Annotated in this window: 11 protein-coding genes; 1 reads left to right on the forward strand and 10 read right to left on the reverse strand. The window is 64.1% G+C overall.

Annotated elements, in window-relative coordinates; genetic code table 11:
* Positions 1-24: 24 nt before the first annotated feature.
* The 10 genes from mraY to DWV00_RS32005 all read right to left on the reverse strand — a co-directional run bounded on the left by mraY (position 25) and on the right by DWV00_RS32005 (position 12,966).
* Positions 25-1,194 (reverse strand): phospho-N-acetylmuramoyl-pentapeptide-transferase, encoded by a 1,170-nt coding sequence (gene mraY / locus DWV00_RS31960; RefSeq protein ID WP_115537623.1) that lies wholly within the window; start codon positions 1,192-1,194, stop codon positions 25-27.
* A 15-nt stretch (positions 1,195-1,209) separates the two neighbouring features.
* The gene (locus DWV00_RS31965; RefSeq protein ID WP_115537624.1) at positions 1,210-2,676 is read right to left on the reverse strand and encodes a UDP-N-acetylmuramoyl-tripeptide--D-alanyl-D-alanine ligase; all 1,467 of its coding nucleotides are present in this window, start codon (positions 2,674-2,676) and stop codon (positions 1,210-1,212) included.
* Complete coding sequence (locus DWV00_RS31970) at positions 2,673-4,214, reverse strand: UDP-N-acetylmuramoyl-L-alanyl-D-glutamate--2,6-diaminopimelate ligase (RefSeq protein ID WP_115537625.1); 1,542 nt, start codon at positions 4,212-4,214, stop codon at positions 2,673-2,675. Before DWV00_RS31970 ends, DWV00_RS31965 begins: the two co-directional genes overlap by 4 nt.
* The gene (locus DWV00_RS31975; protein ID WP_115537626.1) at positions 4,211-6,061 is read right to left on the reverse strand and encodes a peptidoglycan D,D-transpeptidase FtsI family protein; all 1,851 of its coding nucleotides are present in this window, start codon (positions 6,059-6,061) and stop codon (positions 4,211-4,213) included. Before DWV00_RS31975 ends, DWV00_RS31970 begins: the two co-directional genes overlap by 4 nt.
* Positions 6,058-6,450 (reverse strand): cell division protein FtsL, encoded by a 393-nt coding sequence (gene ftsL / locus DWV00_RS31980; protein ID WP_115537627.1) that lies wholly within the window; start codon positions 6,448-6,450, stop codon positions 6,058-6,060. The genes DWV00_RS31975 and ftsL overlap by 4 nt, the downstream gene beginning before the upstream one ends.
* Positions 6,447-7,388 carry a 16S rRNA (cytosine(1402)-N(4))-methyltransferase RsmH gene (gene rsmH, locus DWV00_RS31985; protein WP_115537628.1) on the reverse strand — a complete coding sequence of 314 codons (942 nt, stop codon included), beginning with the start codon at positions 7,386-7,388 and terminating at the stop codon, positions 6,447-6,449. Before rsmH ends, ftsL begins: the two co-directional genes overlap by 4 nt.
* A 25-nt stretch (positions 7,389-7,413) precedes the next feature.
* Complete coding sequence (gene mraZ / locus DWV00_RS31990) at positions 7,414-7,842, reverse strand: division/cell wall cluster transcriptional repressor MraZ (protein WP_115537629.1); 429 nt, start codon at positions 7,840-7,842, stop codon at positions 7,414-7,416.
* 377 nt (positions 7,843-8,219) lie between these two features.
* Positions 8,220-8,861: a 2-polyprenyl-3-methyl-6-methoxy-1,4-benzoquinone monooxygenase gene (gene coq7 / locus DWV00_RS31995; protein WP_115537630.1), complete on the reverse strand. Its 642-nt coding sequence runs from the start codon at positions 8,859-8,861 to the stop codon at positions 8,220-8,222.
* Positions 8,862-9,046: 185 nt separating this feature from the next.
* Positions 9,047-10,759, reverse strand: coding sequence for a long-chain fatty acid--CoA ligase (locus tag DWV00_RS32000; protein ID WP_115537631.1), 1,713 nt, complete (start codon positions 10,757-10,759; stop codon positions 9,047-9,049).
* A 122-nt stretch (positions 10,760-10,881) separates the two neighbouring features.
* Positions 10,882-12,966 carry a molybdopterin-containing oxidoreductase family protein gene (locus tag DWV00_RS32005; RefSeq protein WP_115537632.1) on the reverse strand — a complete coding sequence of 695 codons (2,085 nt, stop codon included), beginning with the start codon at positions 12,964-12,966 and terminating at the stop codon, positions 10,882-10,884.
* Positions 12,967-13,134: 168 nt separating this feature from the next.
* On the opposite strand from DWV00_RS32005, the gene DWV00_RS32010 reads away from it, so the two are divergent.
* Positions 13,135-14,337: a M20 aminoacylase family protein gene (locus tag DWV00_RS32010; protein WP_115537633.1), complete on the forward strand. Its 1,203-nt coding sequence runs from the start codon at positions 13,135-13,137 to the stop codon at positions 14,335-14,337.
* Positions 14,338-14,653: the final 316 nt, after the last annotated feature.

Genomic DNA, 14,653 nt, shown 5'->3' on the forward strand with positions numbered 1-14,653 from the left:
TTTTTCCTTTGCGTTTGCCGCGCGTCAGCGCAGCTTCAACGTCGACAGACCGAACAGACAGAGCATCAACGTGATGATCCAAAAGCGCACGACCACCTGCGTCTCCTTCCAGCCGGACAACTCGAAGTGGTGATGCAGCGGAGCCATCTTGAAGATGCGCCGCCCTTCGCCGTAGCGCTTCTTCGTGTACTTGAACCAGACGACCTGAAGCATGACCGACACCGTCTCGGCCACGAAAATCCCGCCCATGATGAACAGCACGATTTCTTGCCGCACGATGACGGCGACCGTGCCGAGCGCGCCGCCGAGCGCCAGCGCGCCGACGTCGCCCATGAAGACCTGCGCGGGGTGCGTGTTGAACCAGAGGAACGCGAGCCCCGCCCCGCCCATTGCCGAACAGAAGATCAACAGCTCTCCGGCACCCGGAATGTGCGGAAACAGCAGGTACTTCGAATAGACCGAGCTGCCCATCACGTAGGCGAACACGCCCAGCGAAGCGCCGACAAGCACGACGGGCATGATCACGAGGCCGTCGAGACCGTCGGTCAGGTTCACGGCATTGCTCGCGCCGACGATGACGAAGTAGGTCAACGCGATGAAGCCCCACACGCCGAGCGGATAGCTGATCGACTTCAGGAACGGCAGCATCAAATCCGCGCGCGCGGGCAGCCCCATCGACAAGCCGCTGCGCACCCACGCCATGAACAGGTCGAAGACGCGGACGTTGCTCGCTTCGGAGACGCTGAAGGCGAGATACACGGCCGCGAACAGACCGATGACCGATTGCCAGAAATACTTTTCGCGCGACGACATCCCGCGCGGGTCCTTGTAGACGACCTTGCGATAATCGTCGACCCAGCCGATCACGCCGAAGCCGAACGTCACGAGCATCACGATCCAAATGAAGCGGTTCGTCAAATCGGCCCAGAGCAGCGTCGAGACGGCGATCCCGATCAGAATCAGCACGCCGCCCATCGTCGGGGTGCCCGATTTGACGAGGTGCGTCTTCGGTCCGTCGGTGCGCACAGCCTGGCCGACCTTCATTTCCGCCAGTTTGCGAATCACCCACGGGCCGCAGGCGAGCCCGATCACGAGCGCGGTGATGGTGGCCATCACCGCGCGAAACGTCAGATAGCTGAATACGCGCAAAAAGCTTGCGTCGTTCTGCAGCCATTGCGCCAGCACCAGCAGCATGCTCTTCCTTCTCTTTCAATGCGTGCCGGGCAAATCGCCCGACACGGGGGGTTGTGGTTGAGCGGTCAGCGCCTCGACAACGCGCTCCATCCGCATGAAACGCGAGCCCTTCACGAGCAGCGTCGCGCTCGATCCGAAGCCCGCTTGCAGCACATACTCGACGAGCGCGCGAACGTCATCGAAATGGCGGGCCATGCCTTCGCCGGAACCGATGCCCGCCGCCGCGCTCTGCGCCTTCTCGAACGCCGTGCACGCGTCGCGCGCCGCGTCGCCGAGCGCCAGCAGCACGTCGATCCCGCGCTCGCGCGCGTAGGCACCCACTTCGCGATGAAACTCGGGACCGTTGTCCCCGACCTCGCCCATATCGCCCATCACGAGCACGCGCGGCGCGCCGCGGGCGGCCAGGACGTCGATCGCCGCACGCATCGAGTCCGGGTTCGCGTTGTAGGTGTCGTCGATGACAGTCGCGCCGGCCAGCGCACCCACCACCGCACGCTTCGTCTGGAGCCGTCCTTTCACCGGCGAAAACGCCTCTAAGCCGCGCGCGATGTCGGCCAGCGGCACGTTCGCGGCAACGGCCGCGGCCGTTGCGGCCAACGCATTGCGCGCGTTGTGATCGCCGAGCACCTGCAGCGTCGCTTCGAACTCGCCCGCCGGCGTGCGCACACGCAAACGGTTGCCTTCGAGCGCGCCGGTAACCGCCGCCGCAACGCGAGCGCCAACTTCTTGCGAAGCGTCTTCGAGCGCGAAATCGACGATACGGTTCCCCGTGGCCGCGGTGCGCCAGATACTGGCGTAGGCGTCATCCGCCGGAAACACGGCCACGCCGTCGGCCGGCAACGCGTGAATCACGCTGGCGTGCTCGAGTGCGACGGCCTCGACCGTCGCCATGAATTCTTGATGTTCGCGCTGCGCGTTGTTCACGAGGGCGATCGTCGGCAACGCGATTTTCGCGAGCACGTCGGTCTCGCCCGGGTGATTCATGCCGACTTCGATGACGGCGAACCGATGCATCGCGCCCAAGCGCAGCAACGTGAGGGGCAAGCCCACGTCGTTGTTGAAGTTGCCGGCCGTGGCCAGCCGCGCCGATTCTCCGGCCGCTTGGGCGAAGATCGAAGCGATCATCTCCTTGACCGTCGTCTTGCCGTTGCTGCCCGTCACGGCGACGAGCGGGATCGCGAACCGGCGGCGCCAGCCGCGCGCGAGCGCGCCGAGCGCAACGCGCGTATCGGGCACGACGAGCGCCGGGACGCGCCAGTCATCGGGCAAACGCGATGCGATCACGGCACTCACGCCACGCGAAGCGACATCGGGCAGAAAATCGTTCGCGTCGAATCGATCGCCCTTGAGCGCGACGAACAAGTCGCCGTAGCCTGCCGTGCGGCTATCCGTGCCGATGCGCTCGAATACGGCGGCGCCGTCGCCATGCACGACGGCGCCGGGGATCAGCTGCGCGGCTTCGATCAGCGAAAGCATCGTCATTGCTCGCCCCCGCGCACATGCGTTGCGCGCGCGGCGAGCGCGAGGCGGGCGTGATCCTGATCGGAGAAAACGCGCTTCTTACCCATGATTTCCTGTGTCGCCTCGTGCCCCTTGCCGGCCAGCAGGACCACATCCTCTCTGGCCGCGTCGCGCACGGCGTGCAAAATCGCGTTGGCGCGATCCTCGATGCGGCGCGCCGCGTCCGGATGCGTCATGCCGGCGCCGATCTGATCGATGATCGATGCGGGATCCTCGGTGCGCGGGTTGTCGCTGGTGACGACCACCGCATCGGCCAGGCGCTCGGCGATCGCGCCCATGAGCGGGCGCTTGGTCGCGTCGCGATCGCCGCCGCAGCCGAACATGCAAACGAGCTTGCCGCCGCGCGCTTGAGCCATCGGCCGCAGTGCGTCGAGCGTCTTCTCGAGCGCATCGGGCGTGTGAGCATAGTCGACGACGACGAGCGGCTCGTCGTTCGCGATGCGTCCGCCGAGCCGCTGCATGCGGCCGTTGACGGGCTCGAGCTTCGCGAGCTGCGCAAGCGCGTCGGCAAGCGGGACGTCCGCGGCCAGCAACGCGCCGAGCACGCCGAGCAGATTGCTGATGTTGAACTCGCCGAGCGTGCCGACCTCGACCTCCGCCGTGCCCCAATCCGAAGACAGATGAAACGCCGTGCCGGTCGCGGTGGCGCGCACGTTAGTCGCCACGAGCGCCGCATGCGCGCTCGGCGCATCGCTCGCCGCACCGATGCCGTACGCGATCGTCGGCAAGCGCGGCTGCGTCCGCGCGATGAGCCGGCGGCCGGCTGCATCGTCGCGATTGATGACTGCGGTCTTGAGCGTGGCCCAATCGAACAGCTTTGCCTTGGCGGCCTCGTAAGCCTCGAAGGTGTGGTGATAGTCGAGGTGATCTTGCGTGAGATTGGTGAACACGGCGATATCGAACGCCGTGCCGTTCACGCGGCCCTGATGCAGGGCGTGCGACGACACCTCCATGGCGACGGCGCGCGCACCGGCAGCGGCCAGCTGCGCGAGCGAACGCTGCGTTTGCGGCGCATCGGGCGTCGTGAAACCGGTGTGCACGAGATGCCCCGACATACCCGTTCCGAGCGTGCCGATGACGGCGCACGGCTCGCCGAGCGCGGTCAGCGCCGCGGCAATCCATTGAGAACACGAGGTCTTGCCGTTCGTCCCCGTCACGCCGATCGCACGCATCGACTCGCTCGGCGCACCGTACCAGCGGCTCGCGATCTCGCCGGCCAGGCGATCGAGATGCGGCACCGCGCGCGCGCGGACGGGATCGACACTGCCCGAGAACCCCTCGGGTTGATACAGCACCGCCGCCGCGCCGTGCTCGAACGCGCCGGCGATATGCGGGCGGCTGTCCGCCCCGTCGACGGCATACGCGAAAAACACATCGCCGGCCGCGAGCGTGCGCGTATCGGCGTGCAATTGAGCGCCGGCCGCCGTATGGGCGCGCAGCCAGTCGAGCGCATCGGCGACTTCCCGGTGCATGGCGTCCTCGTCGTAAGGCGTGTTCATCGGACGACTCCCGGATGAGCATGGGCGTCGTCCGATACCTTCACCGTGTGAACCGGCGCGAAAGCGGGGCTCTTGCTGGCGGCGGAGGGCGCCGTCTTCGCCGGATCGTCGGACACGACGAGCTGCTTGACCGGCATATCGGGCGGCACGTTCAGCGAGCGCAACGTGTCGCCGACGATGCTGGAGAACACGGGACCCGACACGGATCCGCCGAAGTGGCTCCCGGCGGTCGGCTGGTCGATCGAGACCGCGACGACGATGCGCGGATTGGGCATCGGCGCCATGCCGACGAACGACGCGCGATACTTCGAATGGTCGTAGCCGCCGTGCGGCGAATGCTCATACGCGGTACCGCTCTTGCCCCCGACCCGGTAGCCGGGCACGGCAGCCTCCGGCGAGGTACCGGCCGCGGTCACGACCGATTCGAGCATCGTGCGCACTTCTCGCGCCGTCGTCGGCGAAAAGATTTGCGGCCCCGTCGCCGGCTGGCTCGAATCCGTCTTGAAAATCGACACGGGCATGATCTGACCGTCGTGCGCGATCGAGGTGTAGGCGCGCGCGAGCTGGAACAGCGACACCGACAGGCCGTAGCCGTACGACATCGTCGCCTGCTCGATACGGCGCCAGCTCTTCCACGGCCGCAGACGGCCGGCGGCCGCGCCTGGGAAGCCCACCTTGGGCGCCTGGCCGAGCCCGATGCTCGTATACATATCCCACATCTCTTCGGGCTTGAGCGTCATCGCGATCTTCGTCGCGCCGATATTGCTCGACTTCTGAAGCACGCCGCCGATCGTGAGCACGCCGTTGGCGCTGTCGTCGGTAATCGTGGCGCCGTCGAGCGTGAAGTGGCCGTTACCCGTATCGACGAGCGTGTTCGGCGTGATTCGATGCAAATCCAGAGCGAGCGCAACCGTAAACGGCTTCATGATCGAACCCGGCTCGAAGACGTCCGTAAGCGCGCGGTTGCGCAATTGATCGCCGGTCAGGTGCGAGCGATCGTTGGGGTTGAAGGTCGGATAGTTGACGAGCGCGAGCACATTGCCCGTGCGCACGTCCACGACCATCGCCGCGCCGGCCTTGGCCTTCGATTTCTCGACGGCCGCCTTCAAGTTCGCGTAGGCGATGTATTGAATCTTGCTGTCGATCGCGAGTTCGACGTCCTGACCGTTGTGCGGCACGACTTGTTCGTCGACGTCCTCGATGACGTGCCCCATCCGGTCCTTGATGACGCGCCGAATGCCGGTCGTCCCGGCGAGCAGCTTTTGATCGCTGAGCTCGACGCCTTCCTGGCCGTCGTCCTCGATATTCGTGAAGCCGACCAAATGGGCCGTAATCTCGCCTTCCGGATAGAAGCGCTTGTATTCGGTGCGCTGATAGATACCGGGGATCTTGAGCGCCTCGACTTTCGCGGCGACGTCGACCGGCACTTGGCGCTTCACGTAGACGAACGTCTTGTCCTCGGAGAGCTTCATGTGCAGCTCTTTTTGCGTCATGCCGAGCAAGCTGCCGAGCGAGGCGAGCTTGGCCGGATCGAGATCCTCGGGCACCGATTCGGGAATCGCCCAGATCGCGCGCACGGGCAAGCTCGTGGCGAGCACGAGGCCGTTGCGGTCCATGATCCTGCCGCGCGTGGCCGGCAATGCGATCGTGCGCTCGTAGCGGCTCTCGCCTTGCTTCTGATAGAAGGCGTTGCCGGGCCCCTGGATCCAAAACGCGCGCGCCGCGAGCGCCACGAAAGCCATGAAGAGCAAGAACACGACGAGCTTGGAGCGCCACATCGGCAAACGCACCGACAGGACCGGGCTCGAGGAGAACGTGACGCTTTTCGTCTTGGCCGCGTGCTTCATCGGGCGCCTCCACGCTTAGCGGGGTGGGCGGCCGCATTGCCGGCGCGCTTGCCCGCGCGCGCGGGCGCCGCCGGCGCGCTGGCCGGCAGCGTGGGAATCGGCGCGTTCTGAGCCACGCTCGCCCCGGGAGCGAGCGTCAGAAATTGCGTGTCGCCGGTCGATGCCGGCTGCATCTTGAGCGTATCGGTGGCGAGCTGCTCGATGCGCGACGTTTTCGACAGCGCGCTTTGCTGATACTGCAGCTGCGCGTAGTCCTGCTGGAGCTGATGCTCCTCCGATTGGGCGCGCTCGAGCTGCACGAACAGCTGCCGCTGCTGATTCGTGGAGTTGACGACGGAAAGCGCACAACCTAGAACGACGATGAGCAGGAAGATATTGAGGCGGTTCATGGCGCGACGCGCTCCGCGACGCGCATGACCGCCGAGCGGGCACGCGGGTTAGCGTCGAGCTCGGCATCGCTCGCAAACACGCGGCCAATGATTTTCAACGGTGCGGCGGGCAGATCGACGGCACGAATCGGCAAGCGACGGTCGACCGCAGGCGCGCTGGCGCGCGCCTGCATGAATCGCTTCACGATTCGATCCTCGAGCGAATGAAAGCTGATGACCACCAGCCGCCCCCCTTGCTCTAACGACGACAATGCCGCCTCTAAAACGACTTGCAGCTCCGCAAGCTCTTGATTGACGTGAATCCGTATAGCCTGAAAGGTGCGGGTGGCCGGATCCTTGCCCTTCTCACGGGTCTTGACTGCGCGAGCCACGATTTCGGCAAGCTCGCCCGTGCGGTCGAGAGGCCCAAGACGGTCGGACTCTGCCCTGCGAGCAACAAGCGCCTTTGCAATCTGAACAGCAAACCGTTCTTCCCCATAATCTCGAATGACCTCCGTCAGTTCCTGCTGGCTCGCCCGCGCCAGCCACTCGCTAGCGGACTCGCCGCGCGTCGGGTCCATCCGCATGTCGAGCGGACCGTCGGCGCGAAAGCTGAACCCGCGCGACGGATCGTCCAACTGCGGCGAAGACACGCCGAGATCCAGCAACACGCCGGCGACACGCCCAATACCTCGCGTCGCCAACGCCGGCGCCAGCGACGCAAAACTCTCATGCACGATCTCGAAGCGCGGATCGCCGATCGCGCGCGCCGTTGCGATCGCCTGCGGATCCTTGTCGAATGCGATCAGCCGCGCGGCTTCGCCCAGCTTCGCGAGCACCGCGCGGCTGTGACCGCCGCGCCCGAACGTGCCGTCGACATAGACGCCGTCCGTGCGCGTGATCAGCGCATTCACCGCTTCTTCCAACAGCACCGTGCGATGCTGCAATTCGTTTTCCATCGCAGCGTCCTATTTCAAACCGCGATCAAAACGTGAAATTCTTCAGCGCGTCGGGCATGCCCTGCGCCATCGCCGCCTGCTCCTTGGCCGCGTACATCTGCGCATCCCACAGTTCGAAGTGGCTTCCCATGCCGAGCAACATGATTTCCTTTTCCAGGCCTGCGGCCATGCGCAATTCGGGCGAGACGAGGATGCGTCCCGCGCTGTCGAGATCGACGTCGGAGGCATTACCGAGAAAAATGCGCCGCCACCAATGGGCGTCCATCGGCAACGCGGCGATCTTGGTGCGGAAGATTTCCCATTCGGGGCGGGGGAACAGCAATAGGCAGCCGTCCGGGTGCTTCGTCAGCGTCACCCGTCCTTGTGCCTCGCCTTGCAGCGCCTCGCGATACCGAGAGGGCACCGACATCCGCCCTTTCGCATCGAGCGTCAGCGCCGACGCTCCCTGAAACACCGCTCTCTCCCCTTCGGAGCCCTACGCCCCATCCCTCGAAAATCGCCTCGAAATGATCCGAGTAATCCACAAAAATACACTTTCTCACACTGTCTCCCACTTTAGAGTAAGGCCCCAGACGGGTCAAGGGAGAAAGCCGCTTTTTCGCAGAAATTTGTTTGTTAGAACAAGGACTTACGTGCGTCCGTTCATGCAAGACGAGAAACTGAAAAACGTTATAAAAGAATGAACTACTGCATTTTGTGAATGTGATACGTGAGAAGCTCGCGGCGCACACCGGCGCGGCAAGCGCTGGGAGCTCAGAATGGTGGGATGAAAAGCGGACCGTATCGAGGTAAATCGAAGAGCGGCGCGAGCGCGCCGCTCCCACTGCGAAATCAGACGTAATAGGCCGTTCGCGTCATCACTTTCGATGCCGCGCGCATCAGCGCTTTGACGGGCATCGGCAATTCGGCGCCGCCTGCGTCGCTGGCGGATTGTCCATGCGAGCGCTCGTCGTCGCGCATCTGCGTGACGATCGCCCGCGACTGCCGATCGGCTTCGGGCAGCGTCTGCAAATGGCCGTCCAAATGGCGCTCGACCTGGCGCTCGGTCTCGGCCATGAAGCCGAGGCTGGCCTTATCGCCGAGGCAGCCGGCCGCGAAGCCGATCGCGAGCGCGCCGGTGTACCAGAGGGGATTGAGCAGGCTCGGACGCGACTCGAGCTCTTGCAGCCGCGCCGCGGTCCACGCGAGGTGGTCCTCCTCTTCGCGCGCCGCATGCTCGAACGCCTCCTTGAGCGCGGGCGAGCGTGTCGCCAGCTTCTGCGCTTGGTACAACGCCTGGGCGCAGATCTCGCCGACGTGGTTCACGCGCATGAGCCCCGCCGAGTGCGAGGACTCGGCAAGCGTCATCTCCGGCGCCGCGGGCGCGCCTGCGTCGAGCGGTTCGGGCCTGGGAACCGGCCGGCTCATCCGGCTCACACCGGCGATCGAACGCAGCCCACGGTCAAATTCGGTAATCAACTCGTCCAGCGTCATTGCACTCTCCATGCAGCGCAGCAAAAGGGCGGCCGAAACGAGGCACGCCCTGCCGCGCCGTACCGCGCGCTCGCCCCGACAGCATGGCGCACATGCTTAGTTCAGAGCAAAACCGCGATCAATCGTGCATTTTAGACGATGTTGCGCAACCCATACAGCATGAGTGCTTTTGCCGCACCGCGGTACTACGCGCTGCGCTCTTGGGCGACCGGTGCGGCGGGACGCGCGGCGGGTGCGTCGCGCAATTCTCGGCGCAGGATCTTCCCGACGTTCGTCTTCGGCAAGTCGGTGCGAAACTCGACGATCTTGGGCCGCTTGTAGCCGGTCAGCTGCTCCTTGCAGAACGCGACGATATCGGCCTGCGTGAGCGCCGGATCGCGCTTGACGATGACGAGCTTCACCGCTTCCCCCGAGTGCTCGTCGGGCACGCCGACGGCCGCAACCTCGAGCACGCCCGGATGCTTGGCGACGACATCCTCGATCTCGTTCGGGTAGACGTTGAATCCGGAGACGAGAATCATGTCCTTCTTGCGGTCGACGATCTTGAAGTAGCCGCGCTCGTCCATGATGCCGATGTCGCCCGTTTTGAAAAAACCGTCGGCCGTCATCACCTTCGCCGTCTCGTCGGGACGATTCCAATAGCCGGCCATGACCTGCGGGCCGCGGATGCAGATTTCGCCGGGCTGCCCCATGGGCACCTCGTTGCCGTCGTCGTCGCGAATCGAGAGTTCGGTCGACGGGAGCGGCATGCCGATCGTGCCGCTGAATTCGGTTGCCGTCACGGAGTTGCAGCTCGCGCAAGGCGACGTTTCGGACAAGCCGTATCCTTCGATCACGGGCACATGCGTGCGCTCGTACCAGCGCTTCGCGACGGCTTCTTGCAGCGCCATCCCGCCGGCGTTGGCCACCATCAGCTTCGAAAAATCGAGCTTGCCGAAATCGGGGTGGTTGAGCATCGCGTTGTAGAGCGTGTTCACGGCCGGGAACGTGTTGATCGGGTAGCCCTGCAGCTGCTTGATCATTCCCGCGATGTCGCGCGGATTCGGAATCAGCACGCCGAGGCCGCCCGTCCGAATGGTCAGCATCGCGCAAACCGTGAGTGCATAGATGTGATAAAGCGGCAGCGCAATGACGTTGACGATTTGTTCGACGTCCTCATGCAGCGTATGCGCCGGTTCATGCCATGCCGCCGATTGCAGCACGTTCGCGACGATATTGCCGTGCGTCAGCGTCGCGCCCTTGGCCACGCCCGTCGTGCCGCCCGTGTACTGGAGAAAAGCGACGTCGCTTTGCGCGAGCGCCGCCGGCGCGAACGGCAAACGGCCGCCCTGAGCGACGACGTCGTTGAACTTCAGGTGGCCGGGCAGGCTCCACGCGGGCACCATTTTCTTCACGCGCCGCACGACGAAGTTGACGATGAGCCCCTTGGCACCCATCAGATCGCCCATCGACGCGACGATCACGTGTTTGATCGCCGTGTTGCGGACAACCGCTTGCAGCGTCACCGCGAAATTCTCGAGTAGGACGATGGCCTCGGCCCCGCTGTCTTTCAGCTGGTGCTCGAGTTCGCGGGGCGTGTAGAGCGGGTTGACATTGACGACGACATAGCCCGCACGCAGCACCGCAGCCAGCACGACCGGATACTGGAGCACGTTCGGCATCATGATCGCGATGCGCGCGCCGCGGGCCAGCCCTTTGGATTGAAACCAAGCCGCCACCTTTTGCGAAAGCGCGTCGAGTTCGCCGTACGTGATCGATTTGCCCATGCAGACGAACGCGCGCGACGCCCGGTGTTGCCGGAAGCTGTCTTCGAGCAGTTCGCCGACCGACGCATAAGCCGACGCATCGATTTCGGCGGGGACGCCGGGCGGATACGACTTCAACCAGATTTTTTCCATGCGGCGTCTCCCTGAAATTTTTCGAATGGTCGTGCTAAAAGGCGCATCCTAGCCGGTCGCCCCGCTCGAAACAACCGGATTAGACACCGACTTCGAACTGGAGAAAACCGCTTGCCTAACGCTCAGACGTCGAGTCGGTCGATTTCGACGAGGCAATCGTAGAATGTGGCGGACGCCCCGAGATCGGTCAGCGCTTGGCTCGTGACCGCGTTCGCATTACAGCCATCCGGTGCAAGCTTCTTCCACCAGATCGACAATCCGACGACGACACCCTCGCGTGTGCGGTCGGTCACCCTTGCGCGGGCGACGAAGGCGCCACGGTCGTTGCGGATGCGGACGTTGTCGCCTTCCTGAATGCCGCGAGCTTCCGCATCGTGGGGATGAATGTCGAGATGCGGTTCGTGCTCGACGTCGCGCAGGCTGTCGACATTGACGAACGTACTGTTCAAGAAATGCCGAGCCGGTGGCGAAATCATCGCGAGCGGATAGCGCGCGGCAAGCTCCGGCGAGCCGTCGTGAGATTCGTACGGCGGCAGATAATCGGGCAGCGGATCCTTGCCCTCGCGCGCGAGCAGCACGCTCTCGAACTCGCACTTGCCCGACGGCGTCCGAAAACCGCCCTCGGCGAACGGCGCATCGGGCAGCTTCAGCTTCGCCCAGCCCGCGTCGTTCAATTGCGCCCAGTCGACGCCTTCAAGCGTAGGGTCGTCCCAGCGCAACGCGTTGCGTCCGACCGTTTCGTCGCTTTCGAACAGCGCTGGGTCATTCAACCCCATGTGGCGCGCGAGGCCGCGGAAAATTTCGGTGTTCGGCCGAGCCTGGCCGACCGGGGCGATCGCCGGCCGGTTGACCATGACATAGGTGTGGCCGTACGCCCGGTGGACGTCGAAATGTTCGAGCTGCGTCGTGGCCGGCAGCACGAGGTCCGCGTAATCGGCGGTGTCCGTCTGGAAATGCTCGAGGACGATCGTGAAGAGATCTTCCCGCGCGAAGCCGGCGGCAACGCGCGCCGAGTCGGGCGCCACGGCGACCGGGTTCGAGTTGTAGACGATCAACGCCTCGACCTTGGGGCCGAACGATGCATCGCCCTCGTGCAGGAGCGCATCGCCGATTGCATTCATATTGACGACGCGCGGCAGTTCGGTCGGCCAGCCGGGGATCAGATCGGGACGCTGCAGCGCGGCCGTATCGAACGGCACCCACCCCGACGTCGACAGCAGCAGGCCACCCGAGCGGTCACGCCAGGCACCCGTCAGCGACGGCAGACATGCGATAGCACGCGTGGCGTTGCCTCCGCCGCGCACCCGCTGCATGCCATAGTTGAGACGAATCGCCGACTTGCGCGTCTTGCCGTAGAGGCGCGCGAGCTCGACGAGTTCTTGTTCGTCGACACCGCAAATTTGCGCGACGCGTGCGGGCGGATAAGCCGCCGCGCGCGCTTTGAGCGCTTCGAATCCGAGCGTATGGGCTTCGATATAGGCGTGATCGATCAGATTCTCGGCGATCAGAACATGCATCATCCCGAGCGCGAATGCGCCGTCGGTGCCGGGGCGCAAAGCGATATGCTGGTGGCACTTTTCGGCGGTCAGCGAGCGGTAGGGGTCGATGGCGACGAGTCGTGCGCCCCGTCGTTTTGCTTCTTGCGCGCGCGTCCAGAAATGCAGACTAGAAGCAATGGGATTGGCGCCCCAGATCAAAATGAGTTCGCTTTCCTCGAAAAATTCGAGATGCATTCCGAGCGCCGCGCCATAGGTGTATTTGAGCCCCGCCATTCCCGCGGCGGAACAAATCGTACGATCGAGGCGCGACGCGCCGAGCTTGTGAAAGAACCGCTGAGCGATGCTTTCGCCCTGAACGAGGCCCATCGTGCCCGCATAACTATAGGGCAGCACGGCCTGGGGCTCGCGGCGCACGATCTCCGATAGCCGCCCCGCGGCAAGCGATAGCGCCTCGTCCCAGCCGATCGGCTCGAACCGCCCCTCCCCTTTGCGCCCGACGCGTTTCAAGGGTGTGGTCAAGCGCTGCGCGTGATGAACGCGTTCCGGATAGCGGGTGACTTTCGTGCAAAGCACGCCTTGCGTGGGCGGGTGATCCGGGTCCCCCGCGACCTTGATCACCTTTCCGTCGGCAACGGTGACCCGCATCGCGCAAGTATCGGGGCAGTCGTGCGGGCAGACGGCGCGGGTAAATTCAAGGGGCGCGTTCATGGCGGCGTTCCGTTAGGGGCGGTGATGCGAGGGGCTGGCCGACAATTCTATTACTTTCCCGGCCGCTGCCCGCACCAAATTGGCGTTGCGCCGTTGAGCGTAGAATGGTTCGTTCGATACCGATTTTCATCCACGGTCGCCCTAAACCTCCACCTTGTCGAACGCATCATGAAACTCATTCCTGAAGTCTTGGCCGCGCGAGACGAAATACAGTCCCTTCGACGAAGCATCCATGCGCATCCCGAACTGAGATACGAGGAAATGCGCACAGCCGATCTCGTCGCTCAATCGCTCGACAAATGGGGGCTGCGCGTACATCGCGGGTTGGGTCAAACGGGGGTCGTGGGCGTGCTTCAGCGAGGAAGCAGCACGCGATCGATCGGGTTGCGGGCCGATATGGACGCATTGCCGATCCAGGAACTCAACACATTCGAGCACCGCTCCCAGGCGCAAGGAAAGATGCACGCTTGCGGTCACGACGGGCATACGGCGATGCTCCTCGGTGCCGCCCGGCATTTGGCGATGCATGGCCAATTCGACGGTACGATCGTTTTCATCTTCCAGCCGGCGGAAGAGGGCGGCGCGGGCGCGCGAGCGATGATCGAGGATGGTTTGTTCGAGCAGTTCCCCGTGGACGCCGTGTTCGGCATTCACAATTGGCCGGGCATGCCGGCCGGAACCTTCGGCGTGACCGAAGGGCCGATCATGGCTTCGAGCAATGAGTTCAGGATCGACATCAAGGGCGTGGGCGCGCATGCGGCAATGCCGCATAACGGTCACGATCCGGTCTTCACGGCCCTGCAGATCGGCAACGCCCTGCAAAGTATCATCACGCGCAACAAGAAGCCGATCGATACGGCCGTGCTGTCGATTACGCAAATTCATGCGGGCGACGCTGTCAACGTGATCCCGAACGATGCTTGGCTCGCCGGCACGGTGCGCACGTTTACGACCGAGACGCTGGACCTTATTGAATCGAAAATGAAAAAGGTCGTCGAGGCGACGGCCTCGGCATTCGATTGCACCGCAACGGTCGCGTTCAATCGCAACTATCCGCCGACGGTCAACAGCGGCGACGAAACGCGTTTCGCCGTTGAAGTCATGCGCGAGATCGTCGGCGCACAAAACGTCGAGGATCACGTAGAGCCGACCATGGGCGCGGAGGATTTTTCGTTCATGCTGCAGGCCAAGCCCGGCTGCTACGCATTCCTCGGGAACGGCGACGGCAGACACCGCGACGCGGGCCATGGCGCAGGGCCCTGCATGCTCCACAACGCCAGTTACGATTTCAACGACGAGTTGCTGCCCGTTGGGACCACGTACTGGGTGCAGCTTGCGGAGCGTTATTTGAAGGAAGGGATTAAGCGCTAAGGATCGAGGTGGGCGCTTGCGCGGGACGAGCCGCCAAGCGCTCGGAGGCTCTGGGGCTCGGCTGCGTTTCGCGCCGTGGTGTGGTCTGCGGGAAGGAACGGGTGGCCGAAAGCGCGCGGACCGCGACATGATAGTAGTGGATCGCTTGTTGTCTCGATTTGGACTTTCCGGCGCGTAAAAGCACAAACCCCCGAGAGCGCGGGGCTGTCGGGGGTTTGGTCTTACATGCTCTGCATTGGCTCAGAGTAACCGCTAAAGCGCTAACTCTGACCGTAAAGGGAGCCTGACGATTACCTACTTTCACACGGGCAATCCG

Source organism: Trinickia dinghuensis (genome assembly GCF_003367175.1).
Classification (GTDB): Bacteria; Pseudomonadota; Gammaproteobacteria; order Burkholderiales; family Burkholderiaceae; genus Trinickia; species Trinickia dinghuensis.

Bases quoted from the DNA above. Each gene is read 5' to 3' on its own strand.
- mraY (WP_115537623.1), bottom strand. From the start codon at position 1,194: ATGCTGCTGGTGCTGGCGCAATGGCTGCAGAACGACGCAAGCTTTTTG.
- DWV00_RS31965 (WP_115537624.1), bottom strand. From the start codon at position 2,676: ATGACGATGCTTTCGCTGATCGAAGCCGCGCAGCTGATCCCCGGCGCC.
- DWV00_RS31970 (WP_115537625.1), bottom strand. From the start codon at position 4,214: ATGAACACGCCTTACGACGAGGACGCCATGCACCGGGAAGTCGCCGAT.
- DWV00_RS31975 (WP_115537626.1), bottom strand. From the start codon at position 6,061: ATGAAGCACGCGGCCAAGACGAAAAGCGTCACGTTCTCCTCGAGCCCG.
- ftsL (WP_115537627.1), bottom strand. From the start codon at position 6,450: ATGAACCGCCTCAATATCTTCCTGCTCATCGTCGTTCTAGGTTGTGCG.
- rsmH (WP_115537628.1), bottom strand. From the start codon at position 7,388: ATGGAAAACGAATTGCAGCATCGCACGGTGCTGTTGGAAGAAGCGGTG.
- coq7 (WP_115537630.1), bottom strand. From the start codon at position 8,861: ATGACGCTGGACGAGTTGATTACCGAATTTGACCGTGGGCTGCGTTCG.
- DWV00_RS32000 (WP_115537631.1), bottom strand. From the start codon at position 10,759: ATGGAAAAAATCTGGTTGAAGTCGTATCCGCCCGGCGTCCCCGCCGAA.
- DWV00_RS32005 (WP_115537632.1), bottom strand. From the start codon at position 12,966: ATGAACGCGCCCCTTGAATTTACCCGCGCCGTCTGCCCGCACGACTGC.
- DWV00_RS32010 (WP_115537633.1), top strand. From the start codon at position 13,135: ATGAAACTCATTCCTGAAGTCTTGGCCGCGCGAGACGAAATACAGTCC.